Source organism: Nocardia iowensis (assembly GCF_019222765.1).
Taxonomy (GTDB): domain Bacteria; phylum Actinomycetota; class Actinomycetes; order Mycobacteriales; family Mycobacteriaceae; genus Nocardia; species Nocardia iowensis.
Map to the genome: position 1 here is coordinate 2599026 of NZ_CP078145.1, position 16518 is coordinate 2615543.

Annotated in this window: 14 protein-coding genes and 1 tRNA gene; 5 read left to right on the forward strand and 10 right to left on the reverse strand. The window is 67.1% G+C overall.

Annotation, left to right across the window (positions count from 1 at the left end; all coding sequences use genetic code 11):
• Positions 1-46: 46 nt before the first annotated feature.
• From KV110_RS11935 to KV110_RS11960, 6 genes are all read right to left on the reverse strand, one after another.
• Complete coding sequence (locus KV110_RS11935; RefSeq protein ID WP_218475922.1) at positions 47-403, reverse strand: DUF485 domain-containing protein; 357 nt, start codon at positions 401-403, stop codon at positions 47-49.
• 167 nt (positions 404-570) lie between these two features.
• Complete coding sequence (locus KV110_RS11940) at positions 571-2325, reverse strand: sodium/solute symporter (protein WP_218475924.1); 1755 nt, start codon at positions 2323-2325, stop codon at positions 571-573.
• A 174-nt stretch (positions 2326-2499) separates the two neighbouring features.
• A complete protein-coding gene (locus KV110_RS11945) occupies positions 2500-2868 on the reverse strand; it encodes a hypothetical protein (protein WP_218475926.1) in 369 nt (122 codons plus the stop codon).
• The gene (locus tag KV110_RS11950) at positions 2865-3662 is read right to left on the reverse strand and encodes a LytR/AlgR family response regulator transcription factor (RefSeq protein ID WP_218475928.1); all 798 of its coding nucleotides are present in this window, start codon (positions 3660-3662) and stop codon (positions 2865-2867) included. Before KV110_RS11950 ends, KV110_RS11945 begins: the two co-directional genes overlap by 4 nt.
• Before the next feature lie 68 nt (positions 3663-3730).
• Positions 3731-4930: a sensor histidine kinase gene (locus KV110_RS11955; protein WP_218475930.1), complete on the reverse strand. Its 1200-nt coding sequence runs from the start codon at positions 4928-4930 to the stop codon at positions 3731-3733.
• A gap of 185 nt (positions 4931-5115) precedes the next feature.
• A complete protein-coding gene (locus KV110_RS11960; protein WP_218475931.1) occupies positions 5116-5565 on the reverse strand; it encodes a hypothetical protein in 450 nt (149 codons plus the stop codon).
• A 396-nt stretch (positions 5566-5961) separates the two neighbouring features.
• Here KV110_RS11960 and dnaE point away from each other — a divergent pair, with 396 nt between their 5' ends.
• Entirely contained in the window at positions 5962-9510 is a 3549-nt protein-coding gene (gene dnaE, locus KV110_RS11965; protein WP_218475933.1) for a DNA polymerase III subunit alpha, read from the forward strand.
• A gap of 16 nt (positions 9511-9526) precedes the next feature.
• Here dnaE and KV110_RS11970 read toward each other — a convergent pair.
• The 3 genes from KV110_RS11970 to KV110_RS11980 all read right to left on the reverse strand — a co-directional run bounded on the left by KV110_RS11970 (position 9527) and on the right by KV110_RS11980 (position 11574).
• Positions 9527-9607, reverse strand: a tRNA-OTHER gene (locus KV110_RS11970).
• Positions 9608-9734: 127 nt separating this feature from the next.
• Complete coding sequence (locus tag KV110_RS11975) at positions 9735-10922, reverse strand: Cmx/CmrA family chloramphenicol efflux MFS transporter (RefSeq protein ID WP_218475935.1); 1188 nt, start codon at positions 10920-10922, stop codon at positions 9735-9737.
• A 79-nt stretch (positions 10923-11001) separates the two neighbouring features.
• On the reverse strand, positions 11002-11574 hold the full coding sequence (locus tag KV110_RS11980) for a TetR/AcrR family transcriptional regulator (protein WP_218475937.1): 573 nt from the start codon (positions 11572-11574) through the stop codon (positions 11002-11004).
• A gap of 113 nt (positions 11575-11687) precedes the next feature.
• On the opposite strand from KV110_RS11980, the gene KV110_RS11985 reads away from it, so the two are divergent.
• Entirely contained in the window at positions 11688-12005 is a 318-nt protein-coding gene (locus KV110_RS11985; RefSeq protein WP_218475939.1) for a hypothetical protein, read from the forward strand.
• Complete coding sequence (locus tag KV110_RS11990) at positions 12002-12322, forward strand: type II toxin-antitoxin system PemK/MazF family toxin (protein WP_218475941.1); 321 nt, start codon at positions 12002-12004, stop codon at positions 12320-12322. Before KV110_RS11985 ends, KV110_RS11990 begins: the two co-directional genes overlap by 4 nt.
• 233 nt (positions 12323-12555) lie before the next feature.
• On the opposite strand, the gene KV110_RS11995 is transcribed toward KV110_RS11990, so the two are convergent.
• Positions 12556-13173 carry a class I SAM-dependent methyltransferase gene (locus KV110_RS11995; RefSeq protein WP_218475943.1) on the reverse strand — a complete coding sequence of 206 codons (618 nt, stop codon included), beginning with the start codon at positions 13171-13173 and terminating at the stop codon, positions 12556-12558.
• 243 nt (positions 13174-13416) lie between these two features.
• Between KV110_RS11995 and treZ the strand changes: the two genes are divergently transcribed.
• A complete protein-coding gene (gene treZ / locus KV110_RS12000) occupies positions 13417-15165 on the forward strand; it encodes a malto-oligosyltrehalose trehalohydrolase (protein ID WP_218475945.1) in 1749 nt (582 codons plus the stop codon).
• A gap of 105 nt (positions 15166-15270) precedes the next feature.
• Positions 15271-16518, forward strand: coding sequence for a serine hydrolase domain-containing protein (locus KV110_RS12005; RefSeq protein ID WP_218475946.1), 1248 nt, complete (start codon positions 15271-15273; stop codon positions 16516-16518).

Below are 16518 nucleotides of genomic sequence, written 5' to 3' on the forward strand. Positions count from 1 at the left end.
ACCGGATTGCCGACGGCCGCGCCCGCGGCGTAAATGCTGACGTGATTCACGCCTGGCCTCCCTCTAGCCGGTTACGGATGGCCGCCGCGCGCGGATCCAGCTCGCGGTTGGCGAACCGGACGTAGAGCGCGGTGATGGCGAAGGTGGAGACGAACTGGCCGAGGCCGAGCAGCAATCCGACATTGATGTTGCCGAAGACCTTGTGCGCCATGAAGTCGTGCGCGTAGGCGCCGAGCAGCACATAGCTGACGTACCACAGCAGGAACAGCGCGGTCATCGGAAATACGAAGCGGCGCAGCCGCGTTCGCAGCTCTTGGAACTCCGGGCTGGCCTGCACTTCGACGAATTCGTCTGCACTCGGCGTGCGCCGGGGGGCGCTGCCGTCGAGTTCTGTACTTGTCATGGTCGTCCTAGCTTGTGACATGGCTTACTTGCTGAGCACCGTAGCCAGGCCCCGCGCGGAAATGAGGCTGTGGTGTGGGTCACTCCGGGAAGGCGGCCCATTGTGCGGTGAACGGTCGGTGTGACGCGACGAGCGGTCGGGCTCGATCCGTGTCGGCGCCAGACGAGTCAGTTCGAGCGCAGGCTGCGTTCGCGGTCGGCGCCCATGCCGAGCCGCTCGGGTGCGTGCATCCGCACGAAGACGCGGCCCACCCGTCGGGCTCCAGGACCGGGGGTCACCTTGCTGACCAGCATCATCGCGGCGAACGCGAGCGGGACGCTGATCGCCGCCGGATAGCCGAGCAGTGCGGCGGGCCACCCGCCCGCCACCTCGTCGGAGAGCCCCCCGGCCACCGACACCACCGTCGCTCCGCCGGACGCCAGCCCGCCCGCGATCAGTCCGGCCGCCGCGCCCGCCGCGGTGAGTCCGCGCCACCAGATGCCGAGCACCAGCAGCGGGCACAGAGTCGAGGCGGCCACCGAAAACGCAAGACCGACGGTGCGGGACAGATCCAGCGACGCCACCGTGAGCGAAAGGGCAAGCGGCACACCACCCGCGACCACGGCCGCCGCCCGGAAGTCGCGAATCCGGCCGCGCAGCATGTCGGTACTCAGCACGCCCGCGATGCTCACCAGCAAGCCCGACGAGGTGGACAGGAACGCCGCGATCGCGCCGGCCGCCACCAACGCGGCCAGTAACTGCCCTGGTAGTCCGCCCACCACCGAGCCGGGCATCAGCACCACCGCCGCGTCGGAGATGCCGGTGATCAGCAACTGCGGCACATACAGTCGCGCGAAGACGCCAAGCAGCACCGGGAACAGGTAGAACAACCCGACCAGCCCGATCACCGCCACCGCTGTCGCCCGCGCGGCCCGGCCATCCGGATTCGTATAGAAACGCACCAGCACATGCGGCAAGCCCATGGTGCCGAGGAACGTCGCGATGATCAGCGAATACACCTGATAGGTCGGGTGTGCCCCGCCGAAGCCACCGCCAGGTTCCAGCCAGCCGGCGCCGTCCGCGGGCGCACCGGCCACCACCGGTACCGCGGCACCGGCCTCCAGCACCAGCTCGGTGCCCGCCGACAGTTCGTGTGCACCCGGGGTCAGTAGCGTCTGCCCGGCCACCGGGCGGTCGTCGAGCTTTCCGTCGATCGAAACCTGTTGTGTCGCAGCGACCTGCACCACTACATCGGTGCGGACATCCACTACGGTGCGCTCGGTGACCACCGGGGGAGCGGGCGCGCCGAGTGCCCGGTCCTCGGTGAGGAAATGGCCGAGTAGCACCAGTGCGGGAATAGCCACCGCCGTCAACTTCAGCCAGTACTGGAACGCCTGCACCAGCGTGATCGACCGCATGCCGCCACCGGCCACATTCGCGATCACGATGGTGCCCACCGCCACCGCGCCCACCCAATCGGGCACGCCCAGCAATGTACGCAACGTCAATCCCGCACCTTGGAACTGCGGAATCAGATACACCGCACACACCAGCACCACCACGGTCGCGGCCAGCCTGCGCAATCGCACCGAGCCCAAACGGAATTCGGCGAAGTCGGGCACCGTATAGGCGCCGGACCGTCGCAGCGGCGCCGCCACGAACAACAGCAGCGACAGGTATCCCGCGGTGAAACCCACCGGATACCACAGCGCATCCGCACCGTACTTCGCGATCAACCCGGCGACACCGAGAAAGGAAGCGGCCGAGAGGTATTCACCGGAGATCGCCGCGGCATTCCACCCGGACCTGACACTGCGCGAGGCGACGAGAAAATCGGATGTGGTGCGGGCCAACCGCACTCCATAGGCACCGATCGCCACGGTGGCCAGGGCCGCGAACAACAGCGCGAAAACCGTCAACAGCGGCACTGACCCCGCGGTCACCACACACCCCCTAGCGATGCTTCCCAGCGCCCGCTAGGCGCGCACCTTCGCGTGCCGCGCACCGTTTGGCCCGCTGCGCACGAAACAGCTAGCGAACCTTTGCGTGGCAAGCGGAAACAGGCGCGGCGAGCGATGCCGGGGGTGGGCGGCGGGGCAGCGGTGCGGGGGTGCACGTCAGTCCTCGGCCAAATCGAGGAAGTCTTGCTCGTTGCGTTCGGCCAGGCGCACATACAACCGGCCGACCAGGTACAGCAGCGGGTACACCGCGACGCCGAGCAGCAGCCACGGTAGGCGCAGGCCGAACACGACCACCGAGCCCACCGAGCCGATCCCGAAAAGGACCGGCAGCGAGCACAATACGACGACGGTGATCAAGCCCAGTCGCAGCGCGAGTCCGAGCTGGGCGCGGATCAAGCCACCGATCAATGCCTCGCCGATCTCGGTTTGCTCCGCGACCTCCACCCGCGTGCGCACTCGTCGCGCACCGCGCCGTTCCGACAGCACCACGCGCTGCCGGACGGGTCGGTGCTGTGGTCCGGTCACTGGCCGGTCCACTGTTGCCGAGGCCCGTGCACCAGGCGCTGTTTCAGCTCACGCACCTGTCTGCGGCTCACCGGCAACTCCACCGCCGCGGCATTGCCGTCGGCGCGCAGGCAGACCACCGTCCCGGTGCCGACCGTGCGCAGGCCGGTCACCATCCGCAGCGCCACCAGGTACGACCGATGTACCCGCAGGAATCCCGCATCCTCCCACCGGGACTCCAACGCGGACAACGGAATCCGCACCAGATGCGACCCACCGCTGGTGTGCAGCCTGGCGTAGTCGCCATCCGCCTCCACCCAGCTCACGCTCGATCGCGGCACCAGCGTGGTCACTCCGCCGAGCTCGACGGGGATCACCTCACTCGGGTCGGCGCGCGGTCCGTCGGCGACCGGTGCCGGTGTGCCGCGGGTGGCGGCGATCCGGCGCACCGCCTCGGCCAGCCGCGCCTCCCGCAACGGCTTCAGCAGATAGTCCACCGCACCGAGATCGAAGGCCGATACCGCCCGATCGTCGTGTGCGGTCACGAAAACCACCGCGGGCGGATTCGCGAACTCCGACAGGATGCCGGCCAGCTCCATGCCGTCCAGCCCGGGCATATTGATATCCAGGAACACCGCGTCGACCGGATGGGCGCGTAACACCCGCAGCGCGGTGGTCGCGTCCGCCGCTTCGTGGATCTCGCCCACACCAGGCTGCGCGCGCAACAGATACACCAGCTCGTCCAGAGCGGGCTTCTCGTCGTCGACGGCCAGCACCCGCAAGGTGTCGGCCCCTTTCTCAGTGTCCCGGGTCACAACCGCTCCATCGTAAGCAGTCGGGCGCTGGTTGCCGCAGCCATGTGCCACTCACGACTCCGCCTCGGTTATGCCTGGATGCCCGCGCGGAACTTGGGGACACGGAGGGAGACCTTGGTGCCTGCGCCGGGGGCGGTTTCGACGATTAGGCCGTAGTCGTTGCCGAAGGCGGCGCGCAGGCGGTCGTCGACATTGGCCAGGCCGACGTGCGCGGATTCGCCGGAACTCGCGGGGCCGCTGCCGGTTTCGACGGCGTCGAGGGCGCCGGAGCGGAGCAGTTCGGGGTCCATGCCGACGCCGTCGTCTTCGACGCTGATCAGGCAGTCGATGCCCGCATCGGCGGCGGTGATGCTCACCGTGCCGCCGCGGGTGGCGCCTGCCAGACCGTGCCGGACCGCGTTCTCCACCAGCGGTTGCAGGGCGAGGAAGGGCAGGACGACGCCGAGGACCTCGGGCGCGATTTGCAGGCGGACGTCGAGGGCGTCGCCGAAGCGGGCGCGTTCGAGCGCGAGATAGCGCTCGATATTGCGCAATTCGTCGGCCAGCACGGTGAATTCGCCCGCCGCCCGGAACGAGTAGCGGGTGAAGTCGGCGAATTCGAGGATCAGTTCGCGGGCTCGATCCGGGTCGGTACGCACGAACGAGGCGATGGTATTGAGCGCGTTGTAGATGAAGTGCGGGCTGATCTGCGCCCGCAATGCCCGCACCTCGGCCCGATCGAGCCGGGCCCGGGAGGCATCCAGTTCGGCCAATTCGAGCTGGCCGCAGGCATACCGGGCCACCTCGGCCACCGCGCCGAGCCAACCCGGCCCCGGCTGACCGGTGGTGACCACGCCGATCGCCCCGGCCACCCCATTGCTTTCGATCAGCAGCGGTTGCGCGATGAGGGTCCGCCCCGCGTGCTCGCCACTGCCCGGCCCGGCGACCAGCACCGGCCGCTCACCGGCGACGGCGCGCTTGGCCGCCTCGGTGAAGTGCTCGGCGAGTTCGGCGTGCGGGCCGTCCCAGGCGAGCAGCGTGCCGTCCGGATCGGCGACGCCGAGCGCCTCGGCTCCGGTGAGCGCCCGCAGGTGCGGGGCAGCTTCCTGCGCCGACTGGTCGGTGAGCCCGCGCCGCAACGGAATCGCTGCCAGCGACGCGGTGTGCAGCGCCGAATGCACCGCCCGCTCGGCCGGTGTGGTCACCACCCGGCGGGTCCGCGGCCAGATCACCAAGGCCCCGGCGATCAATGCCGCCGAGACGACGAGGGCGACCACCGTCGTCGTCATCGCGGACCCGAAAACCGGCACACCGGGAGTGCGTTCATCCGCCGATTATCGCGTCCGAGGGTCGTGCCGCCGCGGATTCTCGCCTGATGGGCGCTGCCGGACGGAGCGCGTACCCAGATCGGGCGCTGCCGGACGTCAGTCCGTCCATAGGCCGCGCATGGCCGGAGCGGATGCGGAGGTACGCCTTATCCCTCGTAGCGGTCGACCCGGAACTCGGCCGAGCCCGGTTCCGGGATGTGTGGGGCGCCGACGGTCAACGTGGCGGTGAACCGGCCGATGCCCGGGCGGAACAGTGCGGAACGGCCGCTGTTGCTCCAATATCCGGGGCCCTGCGCGGTGACCGTGAACGTGCCTGTCGCACCGGTTTCTACGTTTCGCCAGTTCAGCGTGAGCGGCAGGCTGCAGCCGCCGACGCCGTACATGGTGGTCGCCACGGTGAATGCCGCGTGCTCCGGATAGGCGTTGCTGACGACCGAGGAGCTGACCTGCGCGACGCAGAGCCCCTGGGTCAGCGAGTAGACACTTTCGAACGGGTCGACGATCTGGGCCGCGGCCGGAGCCGCGGTGGCGACCATGGCCGCCACGGCGACGGCGGGTACGGCGGGGATGGCGAACAGTGCTCTGAGCGAATTCATCAATACCTCGGCAGGTTTGGGAACACTCGTCTGTCGTATGCCTGTGACTATGCTCCTTTTCGAGCGCTGATACCCCCGATTCGCCCCTTCGATTCAGCGGAATCACCTACCTGCCCGCAGCCGGTCCTCGCGGCTGCCGCTTGCTCCCGGCTCGGAGGGCGGAGCGCTCGACAACGATTGGTCCGCGCCGAAATTCGTCCAGCGGGGAAACCGGGACCCGCCTCTACTAGCGGAATTCGGACGCAAGTACGGTGGGTCGCGAGACGCGCCGGTGATCTTTGCCACCGACACGCCGAACACCAGCGATGGCGCAGCGCGCCTGTCCGAACCAGTCGGTGGGGACCCCTAGAATCGGTCCAGCCAACCCCCGTCGAGACCTTGGGAGGAAGGACCGTCTTGGCCGCCTCGTCCGGATCGTTCGTTCACCTGCACAACCACACCGAATACTCCATGCTCGACGGTGCGGCTAAGATTTCGCCCCTGTTCGCCGAGGCGAAACGGCTGGGGATGAACGCGGTGGGGATGACCGACCACGGCAATATGTACGGCGCCTCCGAGTTCTACAACTCGGCGAAGAAGGCGGACATCAAGCCGATCATCGGCATCGAGGCCTACATCGCGCCCGCCTCCCGGTTCGACACCAAGCGCGTGCTGTGGGGTGACCCGAGCCAGAAGGGCGACGACGTCTCCGGCTCCGGCGCCTACACCCACATGACCATGGTCGCCGAGAACGCGACCGGGCTGCGCAACCTGTTCAAGCTGTCGTCGCTGGCGTCACTGGAGGGTCAGCTCGGCAAGTGGGCGCGGATGGACGAGGAGATCATCGCCCAGTACGCCGAGGGCATCATCGCCACCACCGGCTGCCCGTCGGGTGAGGTACAGACCCGGTTGCGCCTCGGTCATGATCGCGAGGCACTGGAGGCCGCGGCCAAGTGGCAGGAGATCTTCGGGAAGGAAAACTTCTTCCTGGAGATCATGGACCACGGGCTGTCCATCGAACGCCGGGTCCGTGAGGGACTGCTGGAGATCGGCAAGAAGCTCGGCATCCCGCCGATCGCGACGAACGACTGCCACTACGTCACCAAGGACCAGTCGACCAATCACGAAGCGCTGCTGTGTATTCAGACCGGCAAGACGCTCAGCGACCCGACCCGCTTCAAGTTCGACGGTGACGGCTACTACCTCAAGTCGGCCGAGGAGATGCGCGCGATCTGGGACGCCGAAGTGCCCGGCGCCTGCGACAACACCGTGGCCATCGGTGAACGCGTGCAGTCCTACGACGATGTGTGGGCGTTCCGCGACCGGATGCCGGTGTTCCCGGTGCCAGCGGGCGAGGACCAGAATTCGTTCCTGCGCAAGGAAGTCGAGCGCGGTCTCGCGCGCCGCTTCCCGGCCGGGGTGCCCGACGAGTACTACACCCGTGCCTACTTCGAGCTCGACGTCATCAAGCAGAAGGGCTTCCCCGCCTACTTCCTCGTCGTCGGCGACCTGGTGTCGCATGCTAAAGAGGTCGGCATCCGGGTCGGTCCCGGCCGTGGTTCGGCGGCCGGTTCGCTGGTCGCCTACGCGCTCGGCATCACCAATATCGACCCGATTCCGCACGGTCTGCTGTTCGAGCGGTTCCTGAATCCGGAGCGGCCGTCCGCGCCCGATATCGATATCGACTTCGACGATCGCCGCCGCGGTGAAATGGTCCGCTACGCCACCGAGAAGTGGGGCAGCGACCGGGTCGCCCAGGTCATCACCTTCGGCACCATCAAGACCAAGGCCGCCATCAAGGACTCCGCGCGAGTGCTGTTCGGCCAGCCCGGTTTCGCGATCGCCGACCAGATCACCAAGGCGCTGCCGCCGCCGATCATGGCCAAGGACATCTCGGTGTCCGGCATCACCGATCCGGATCACGAGCGCTACAAGGAAGCGGCCGAGGTCCGCGAGCTCATCGCGAGCAACCCGGACGTCGCGAAGATCTACGAGACGGCGCGTGGCCTGGAGGGCCTGATCCGTAATGCGGGCGTGCACGCCTGCGCGGTGATCATGTCCTCCGAACCGCTGACCGACACCATCCCGGTCTGGAAGCGGGCCCAGGACGGCGCCATCATCACCGGCTGGGACTACCCGTCGTGTGAGGCCATCGGCCTGCTGAAGATGGACTTCCTCGGGCTGCGCAACCTCACCGTCATCGGTGACGCGATGGAGAACATCAAGGCCAACCGCGGCATCGACCTCGACCTGGACAATCTGCCACTGGACGACCCGGCCACCTACGAATTGCTGTCGCGCGGTGACACGCTCGGCGTCTTCCAGCTCGACGGTGGCCCCATGCGCGACCTGCTGCGCCGCATGCAGCCGACCGGCTTCAACGACATCGTCGCGGTGCTCGCGCTGTACCGCCCGGGTCCGATGGGCATGAACGCGCACAACGACTACGCCGACCGCAAGAACGGCCGTCAGCCGATCACGCCGATTCATCCGGAGCTCGAGGAACCGCTGAAGGACATCCTTTCGGAGACCTACGGCCTGATCGTTTATCAAGAGCAGATCATGTTCATCGCGCAGAAGGTCGCCGGCTACTCGATGGGCAAGGCCGACGCGCTGCGTAAGGCCATGGGTAAGAAGAAGCTCGAGGTCCTGGAGGCCGAATACAAGGGCTTCCACGCGGGCATGACCGCCAACGGCTTCTCCGCGGCCGCGGTGAAAGCCCTGTGGGACACCATCCTTCCGTTCGCAGGCTACGCGTTCAACAAATCGCACGCCGCGGGCTACGGCCTCGTCTCGTTCTGGACCGCCTACCTCAAGGCCAACTATCCGGGCGAATACATGGCCGGACTGCTCACCTCCGTGGGTGACGACAAGGACAAGGCCGCGGTCTACCTGTCGGACTGCCGACGCCTCGGCATCACGGTGCTGCCGCCGGACGTCAACGAGTCCGAGATGAACTTCGCCTCGGTCGGCAAGGACATCCGCTTCGGCCTCGGCGCGGTGCGCAACGTCGGCGCCAACGTGGTGTCCTCGATCATCGCCGCGCGCAAGGAGAAGTCGAAGTTCACCGACTTCTCCGACTATCTGAACAAGATCGACGCGGTCGCCTGCACCAAGAAGGTCACCGAATCCCTCATCAAGGCAGGCGGATTCGACTCGCTCGGGCATCCGCGCAAGGGTCTGCTGCTCATCCACTCCGACGCCATCGACGCGGTGATGTCCACCAAGAAGGCCGAGGCGATCGGGCAGTTCGACCTGTTCGGCGGGGTGGACGCCGACGAGTCGGTGTCCTCGGTGTTCAACGTGAAGGTGCCCGAGGACGAGTGGGAGGCCAAGCACAAGCTGGCGCTGGAGCGCGAGATGCTCGGCCTGTACGTGTCCGGGCACCCACTCAACGGTGTCGAGCATGTTCTTGCGGCGCAGTCGGATACGCAGATCCCGGCGATCCTCGAGGGTGACATCAAGGACGGCACCCAGGTGACCGTCGGCGGCATTCTCGCCTCGGTGAACCGGCGGATCAACAAGAACGGCCTGGCCTGGGCATCGGCACAGCTGGAAGATCTGGCCGGTGGCATCGAGGTGCTGTTCTTCCCGCAGGCCTACTCGGTGTACGGCATGGACGTTGTCGAGGATGCGGTGGTGCTGGTGAAGGCCCGCGTCTCGGTGCGGGACGACCGGATCTCGTTGATCGCCAACGATCTCGCCGTGCCGGACCTGTCCTCCATCGGCGTCGCCAAGCCGCTCGCGGTCACCATCTCCACCCGCATGTGCACGCCCGACAAGATCGGTGAACTCAAGCGGGTGCTCTCCCGGCATCCCGGCACGGCCGACGTGCACGTCCGGCACGTGGGTGCCCGGGAGAAGACGACACTGCTGAAACTCGATGACAGTCTGCGGGTTTCGCCGTCTTCGGCATTGATGGGCGACCTGAAGGCACTGTTGGGACCCGGCTGCCTGGCAGGCTGAGTCCCTCGATAGGTAGCGGAAGCGGCAGGATTCGAACCTGCATGGGCAATGCCCAGCCAGTCTTGGTATGGCCCCTTTTCCGTTCAGGCTCGCTTCCGCATCCAGTATGCGAGCTGACAAGCCTCCCGGTGCCCCCTTCACCCAAAAGCTGCGTTCATGATCAACGGGACACGATGGCGGGTCTTCTCGGACTTTGCCGCCACCGTGTCCCGTTGATCATGGAATCAGTGGACTAGTTGGGGTTGCTTGGTGGTGGTGAGGGTTGGTGCGGGGCGGCGGTTCATTAGTTGTTCCCAGGTGACTGTGCCCAGGGCGGCGAGGCCGATGGCGGCGCCGATCCAGGCGACCGACGCGTAGCCGAGGTCGGCACCGATGGCCAGGCCGCCGAGCCAGGGACCAAGGGTGATGCCGACGTTGAAGGACGAGACGTTGAACGCGGGAGCGAGGGTTGGGCCATCGGCGGCCAAGTTGAAGACTCGGCTGTTGAGGGTGGGGTTGGTGCCGAAGCCGAAGGCGCCGAGCAGGAAGGTGAGTGCGACGACGGGGGCGGGGTGCTCGGCGGTGAGGGCGAGCAATACCGAGGTGATGATCAGGCCGGTGATGCCGACGTACAGCGTGCGGATCGGGTGGGCGTCGGCGGTGCGGCCGCCGACGACGATGCCGAGGAAGCTGCCGACGCCGTACACCACCAGCACGATCGGGATCCAGCCGTCGGTCAGGCCGGTGGTCTGCGACAACAGCGCACCGAGGTAGGCGAAGCTGACCATCAGTGCGGCGGTGGCGAGTGCGGTGGTGCTGTAGGACAGCCACAGCCGCGGATTGTTTATGCTGCGCAGTTCCTTTCGCAGATCCGGTGTCGTCGTCGCCCGCCCCGCCGGGATCTTGGCGAGCACACCGAGCATGGCGAGCGCGGACATGATCGCGACGGTCCAGAAGGCGGCGCGCCAGCCGAGGTGCTGGCCGATCACGGTGCCCGCGGGCAGACCGACGACGGTGGCGATGGTGAGTCCGCCCGCGACGATGCTCATCGCCTTACCCCGCGCGTTTGCGGGCACCAGGCCGATGGCGGTGGTCGCCGCGACCGACCAGAATCCGGCGTATACGAACGCGCCGACCGCCCTGGTGGCGAACAGGACCCAGTAGTCCGAAGTCAGTGCGCCGACGACGTGCGCGCCGACGAATACCGCAAGAAAGGCGAGCAGTGCGTTGCGTCGCGGGAACCGCAGCGTCGCGACCGCGAGGACCGGCGCACCTATCAGCATGCCCAGCGCGAATGCCGAAATGAGCAGTCCCGCTTGCGGAATGGAGACGCCCAGGTCGGCGGCCAGCTCGGTGAGCAGGCCGGAAAGCATCAGCTCCGAGGTGCCCTGGGCGAAAATGGACAAGCCCAGGATGTAGACGGCGAACGGCATCGGGGTACCTCTCTAGTTTTGGATCATTCAGTTCAAAACTGGCTCACGAAAAAGCGACCGTCGTCTCGGGTCGCGTAGGTCAGAGGGCGTTCAGTGCTGTCGTGGCGACAGCTTCCAGCGCATCACGGCCTGCGCCGCCGCGGGCCGCCACGCGCATGCCCGCGATGGTGGCGTTCATGAAATGTGCCAGCTCGCGGGCGTCCTTGGCCTTGTCGATTTCTCCTGCGCGCCTACCGCTTTCGAGTACCGCCGTGAGCGCGGCAAGCCGCAGTTCCTGATCGGCGCGCAGCGTCGCCGCCACCTCTGGATCGCGGGGCGCGAGTTCGATCATCGAGTTGACGACCAGGCAGCCGAGCGGGTCGGCATCCGGGGCGTCGACCACCTGCCGCAGCAGTGCCCGCATCTTCGACTTCGCGGAGTCGTCGCCGTCGAGCAAGGCGAAGGTCGCGGTGTTCTTGGTCGCCATGTACCGGCGCAACGCCCGCTCGAACAGATCGTGCTTGCTGGTGAAGGTGTTGTAGATGCTGCTGCGTCCCAATCCGGTCGCATCGCACAGATCCTGGGTCGAGGTCGCCTCGTAACCGGCGCTCCAGAACGCCCGCATCGCGGCGTCCACCGCCTGCTCCTCGTCGAACTGTCTCGGTCGTGCCATGCGAACGACGCTAGCACAGTTTTGAACCGATCGTTTCAAAAGTTGGTGATGCGAACTGGTGCATCACTGCATGATGATTGATCGCGCATCGATATCGATGTACGATGTGATGCATGACCAGACGAACCACCTTGACCCTGACCGAGCGAGAGGAACGCACGCTGGCGACGCTCAGTGACCGGAAGGGGGCCGAGTGGGTGCTGTTCGAATCCATCGCCGCCCACCTCGGTTACTCCCTTGCCCCCGACGCCTCCGAGGCAACCGTCATTCGCGTGTTGATGGCGATCGGCGCGCAGGTGCTGATTGACGAGGCGCTGGACCAGGGATATCAGCAGCTCGCCGAGATCTGGCCGGAGGTGCACGACGAAGCCGAAGCTCGGGAGCGTGTGCGCAGGTACGCCGACGACGTCGATCAGGTGATGCCGGGATGACACTCGCCGCAACCCGTGGTCAGATCTACCGCGCGGATATCGGTCACGGCCCCAAACCGTGGCTGATCGTGTCGAACAACCGGCGCAATCGGCAATTGCCGCGCCTGCTGGCGGTGCGTATCACGCCGACGGACAAGTACGCGAGCTTGCCGACGGTGGTCCCGTTATCGACCGGCGATCCGCTCGTGGGCTACATCGTCGTCGACGACCTGCAGCAATTGCGTCGTGACGAACTCAAAGAATTACTGGGCACGGTAGCCCCAGCGACGATCATGGCTGTCAACACGGCGCTGAAGCTCGCGCTTGCCATTCCGTGACGTAAGGCAACACGAGTCACCTGCGGGAAGCAGGCCGAGGTTGTGGATCTCGAACTCGGCGGTTGTTGGCTGTCTGCGGATATCGCGGATTTGACGGCGACCGTCGAGAGGATTCTGCGCGGCGGCCAGGGTGTGCGCATGGTGCGCCTTGGCCAGGGTTGGGCGGCGACGGGGCCGGAGGATCAGCGGGAAGATTCCGAGTGGTCACTACCGCAGGGGCTGCGGGAATCGGTCTACGGGGAGACCGCGATGCCGAGGGATTGGGCGGCGAAGACTCGGGGGGCGTCTTCGCCGTAGAAGATGTCGATGTCCTGGATTTCGAATCCGGCGGTGGTCAGTAGGCCGCGGATGTCGCGGTTCAGATTGCAGCCGCCGCACAGGGTTTTTTGGAGCGGATTCAGGCGGTTCTGCCATGTCTGTACGCCCCGGTCCGGAGCGAGTCCGTGCTCGACGAAGTGCAGGGTGCCGCCGGGGGCGAGCACGCGGCGGACTTCGGCGAGGGCGGTAGAAACATCTGGGATGGTGCACATGGTCCAGGTCGACACGGCGGAGTCGAAGGTGTTGTCCGCGAACGGAAGCGACTGCCCATCCAGCCCGGCCCGCTCGATCGGCACCTTCGACGCGGCGACCCGCTTACTCGCCAGCTTCCAGCCGAGATCCGCAGGCTCGACGGCACTGACCTTGTCCACCGTGTCCGGATAGAACGGCACATTCAGCCCCGACCCGAACCCGATCTCCACAACGCGCCCCCGCAACCCCGCACACACCCGCTCCCGCAGCGGCTCATTAAACCGCATCCCACAGGCAACATCCACGATCCGCGGCACAACCCGATCTCCATAAATACCCACCCCGCCCACTCTCCCACCCCCCACCCACCCGCGCCACAACTCCCCGCGCAGACGCCCCGCCACGGCCAACGACCCTGCGAATAGGTCACCAATCGCGGCTGCGGCTACCGGCCGCGCGTGGTTCCGCTGGCCGCGCACGATTCAGCGTGCCGCGCACGAAATTGCTGAGGAATCCGGGCGCGGGCTGCGAGAACGGGCGCGGGGTAGAGGCCGGGGCGCGGGCGGGCGTGGAATGCTGGCGGGGTGACCTTGTTCGAGGTGTGGGCGCCGCGGCCGGAGCGGGTGCGGTTGGACCTGGATGGAGCTGTTCACCCGATGGAGCGGGCCGCGGGTGGGTGGTGGCGGGTGGTGGTTACTGCCGCGGAGGGGGCGCGGTATGGGTTTTTGCTCGATGATGATCCGACGGTGCTGCCTGATCCGCGGTCGGCGCGGCAGCCGGACGGGGTGCACGGGCGGTCGGCGCTGCATCGGCTCGACCAGTCGGTGTGGACGGACGCGGGGTGGACGGGGCGGCCGTTGGCGGGGGCGGTGTATTACGAGATGCACGTCGGCACCTTCACCATGGAAGGCACCTTCGACTCGGCGATCGAGCGGCTCGATCACCTGGTCGACCTTGGTGTCACCGTGGTCGAGCTGATGCCGGTGAATGCGTTCGACGGGCCGCACAACTGGGGGTACGACGGCGTGCTCTGGTACGCGGTGCACGAACCCTACGGCGGGCCGGACGGATTGCAGCGGTTCGTCGACGCCTGCCACGCGCGCGGGCTAGCGGTCGCGCTCGACGTCGTCTACAACCATCTCGGCCCCTCCGGCAACTACCTGCCCCGCTTCGCGCCCTACCTCACCGACGGCCGCAACACCTGGGGGCAGAGCCTCAACCTGGACGGCCCCGACTCGGACGAGGTGCGCGCGCACATCATCGGCAACGCGCTGCGCTGGCTGCGCGACTTCCACATCGACGCGCTGCGCCTAGATGCCGTACACGCCCTGGTCGACCGAACCGCCACCCATATGCTCACCGAACTCGCCACCGAGACAACACGTCTCGCCGCCCACCTGCGCAGGCCGCTCACCCTGATCGCGGAAAGCGACCTCAACGACCCCACGGTGATCACCCCGCGCGCCGCAGGCGGTTACGGGCTGACCGGGCAATGGAACGACGACCTGCATCACGCGATCCACACCGCGGTCTCCGGCGAACGGCAGGGCTACTACGCCGATTTCGGCTCACTGCACTGCCTCGCCCACACGCTGACGCACGGATTCTTTCACGCCGCAACGTTTTCCAGCTTCCGCGGCCGCACCCACGGCCGCCCGATCGACACCAGGGTCACCCCGGCCAGCGCATTACTCGCCTACACCTGCAACCACGATCAGATCGGCAACCGCGCCATCGGCGACCGCCCGAGCGCCTACCTCACCGACGGACAACTGGCGATCAAAGCCGCACTGGTGCTGTGCTCGCCGTACACACCCATGCTGTTCATGGGGGAGGAGTGGGGCGCCCGCACCCCCTTCCTGTTCTTCACCTCGCACACCGACCCGGTGATCGCCGCCGCCACCGCGGACGGCCGCAAGGCCGAGTTCGCCGAACACGGCTGGCACACCGACGACGTCCCCGATCCGCAGGACCCGTCGACGTTCCTGCGCTCGAAGCTGAACTGGGCCGAACTCGACGAAGCCCGCCATGATCGGCTACTTTCTTGCTACCGCAAGCTGCTGGCCATGCGCCGGGAAAGGCCGGAACTCACCGACCCGTGGCTCCCGCACGTTTCCGTCGACTACGACGCCGCGGCCGGTTGGATCGTGCTGCGCCGCGGTCCATTGCAGTTGGTGTGCAATCTGTCCGAAGACCAGGTCACGGTGCCGATCACCGGTTTTTCGCTGCTGTCGTGGGAACCGCCGACTGAAGGGCCGTCGGCGACAACAATTCCCGCATACTCGTTCGCGATCCTCGAGGACCGGGTAACGGAGTCGCCACGCCGTCACTGACATCCGCACATCCGCCGCCGAATTCGATTGCGGGAAAGTCACGATCGAACTGCTGTCCGAGACAGATCCATTGCCGGGTGTGACGGACGCTATTACCGTGGAACCATGAGCAACGACGCTTCGGGGGATCTAGCGCCGATCCCTGCCGGGATGGGTGGCAGCGCCACCGCCGAATTCGCCCCACTGGTACGCGCTTTCGCCAGGACCTTCGGGCGCCGCCGCGGTGCGGGCGGCGCGCTGGCGGTGCACCTGCACGGCGAGCCATTGCTCGACATCTGGACCGGATCCGCGGGCACCACCCCGTGGACCCAGGACACCGGGTCGATCATCTTCTCCGCGACGAAAGGCGTCACCGCCACCGTCATCCACCGCCTCGCCGACCGCGGACTGCTCGACTACACCGCACCGGTCGCCGAGTACTGGCCCGAATTCGGCGCAAACGGCAAGCACAAAATCACCGTGCGGCAGGCGATGACGCACAGCGCGGGTCTGTCCGCCCTCGCTCCGATCGCCGCCGGCCTCGACGAGGTGCTCGATCACCAGCTGATGGAGCAGCGCCTGGCCGCCGCGAAACCCGATCGCCTGCTGGGCGTTCCGGCCTATCACGCACTCACCTACGGCTGGCTGATGGGCGGGCTTGCTCGCGCGATCACCGGGCGCGGGCTGGCGGAGTTGTTCCGCGCCGAGGTCGCCGAGCCGCTCGGCGTCGACGGCATCCATCTCGGCACCCCGCCCGCGCACGCACCCACCAACTACGCCCCGCTGGCGGGTTCGCAGCTGAGCTTGATCGGAAAACCGCTCGGCTCATTGGTGTTGGGCCGCAGCCACCTGATTCCCGGCGCCCTGGGTGCCGCGACGCGCTGCCTGTTCCTGCCCGGCTTGGAGACCATCCTGGAGGGGCAGGATCCGCCGATCCTGCGGACCGAACTGGGCGCGGGCAACGGTGTCTGTACCGCGCCGGCTTTGGCCACCATGTACGGCGCGCTCGCGAACAATGGTGTGGCGGCGGGCCGTCTGTACCTCAGTCCGCGAACTATCAAGGCAATCCGCCGAATTCAGACCTACCGGCTCGACAGCGCCCTGTTCTACGCGCCCATGATGTGGCGCCTCGGCTACCACTCGCTGCCGATGCCGGGCGCCCGAGCCGGATACGGCCACATCGGTCTCGGCGGTTCCTTCGGCTGGGCCGAACCGCGACTAGGTCTTTCGGTCGGCTTCGTGCACAACCGGCTCTCAGCCGGTCAACTGTCCTACGACCAGTCGGCGGCGTTCTGGTTGCTACCGCTCGTGCTCAATTGCCTGCGCGCCACCAAGCGCGTCCCCATGGCGGAGACGCGCGAGGCGGCGGCGTGA

Coding starts and splice junctions, on each gene's coding strand:
- KV110_RS11935 (WP_218475922.1), bottom strand. CDS start 403: ATGACAAGTACAGAACTCGACGGCAGCGCCCCCCGGCGCACGCCGAGT.
- KV110_RS11955 (WP_218475930.1), bottom strand. CDS start 4,930: ATGACGACGACGGTGGTCGCCCTCGTCGTCTCGGCGGCATTGATCGCC.
- KV110_RS11960 (WP_218475931.1), bottom strand. CDS start 5,565: ATGAATTCGCTCAGAGCACTGTTCGCCATCCCCGCCGTACCCGCCGTC.
- KV110_RS11975 (WP_218475935.1), bottom strand. CDS start 10,922: ATGCCGTTCGCCGTCTACATCCTGGGCTTGTCCATTTTCGCCCAGGGC.
- KV110_RS11980 (WP_218475937.1), bottom strand. CDS start 11,574: ATGGCACGACCGAGACAGTTCGACGAGGAGCAGGCGGTGGACGCCGCG.
- KV110_RS11985 (WP_218475939.1), top strand. CDS start 11,688: ATGACCAGACGAACCACCTTGACCCTGACCGAGCGAGAGGAACGCACG.
- KV110_RS11990 (WP_218475941.1), top strand. CDS start 12,002: ATGACACTCGCCGCAACCCGTGGTCAGATCTACCGCGCGGATATCGGT.
- KV110_RS12005 (WP_218475946.1), top strand. CDS start 15,271: ATGAGCAACGACGCTTCGGGGGATCTAGCGCCGATCCCTGCCGGGATG.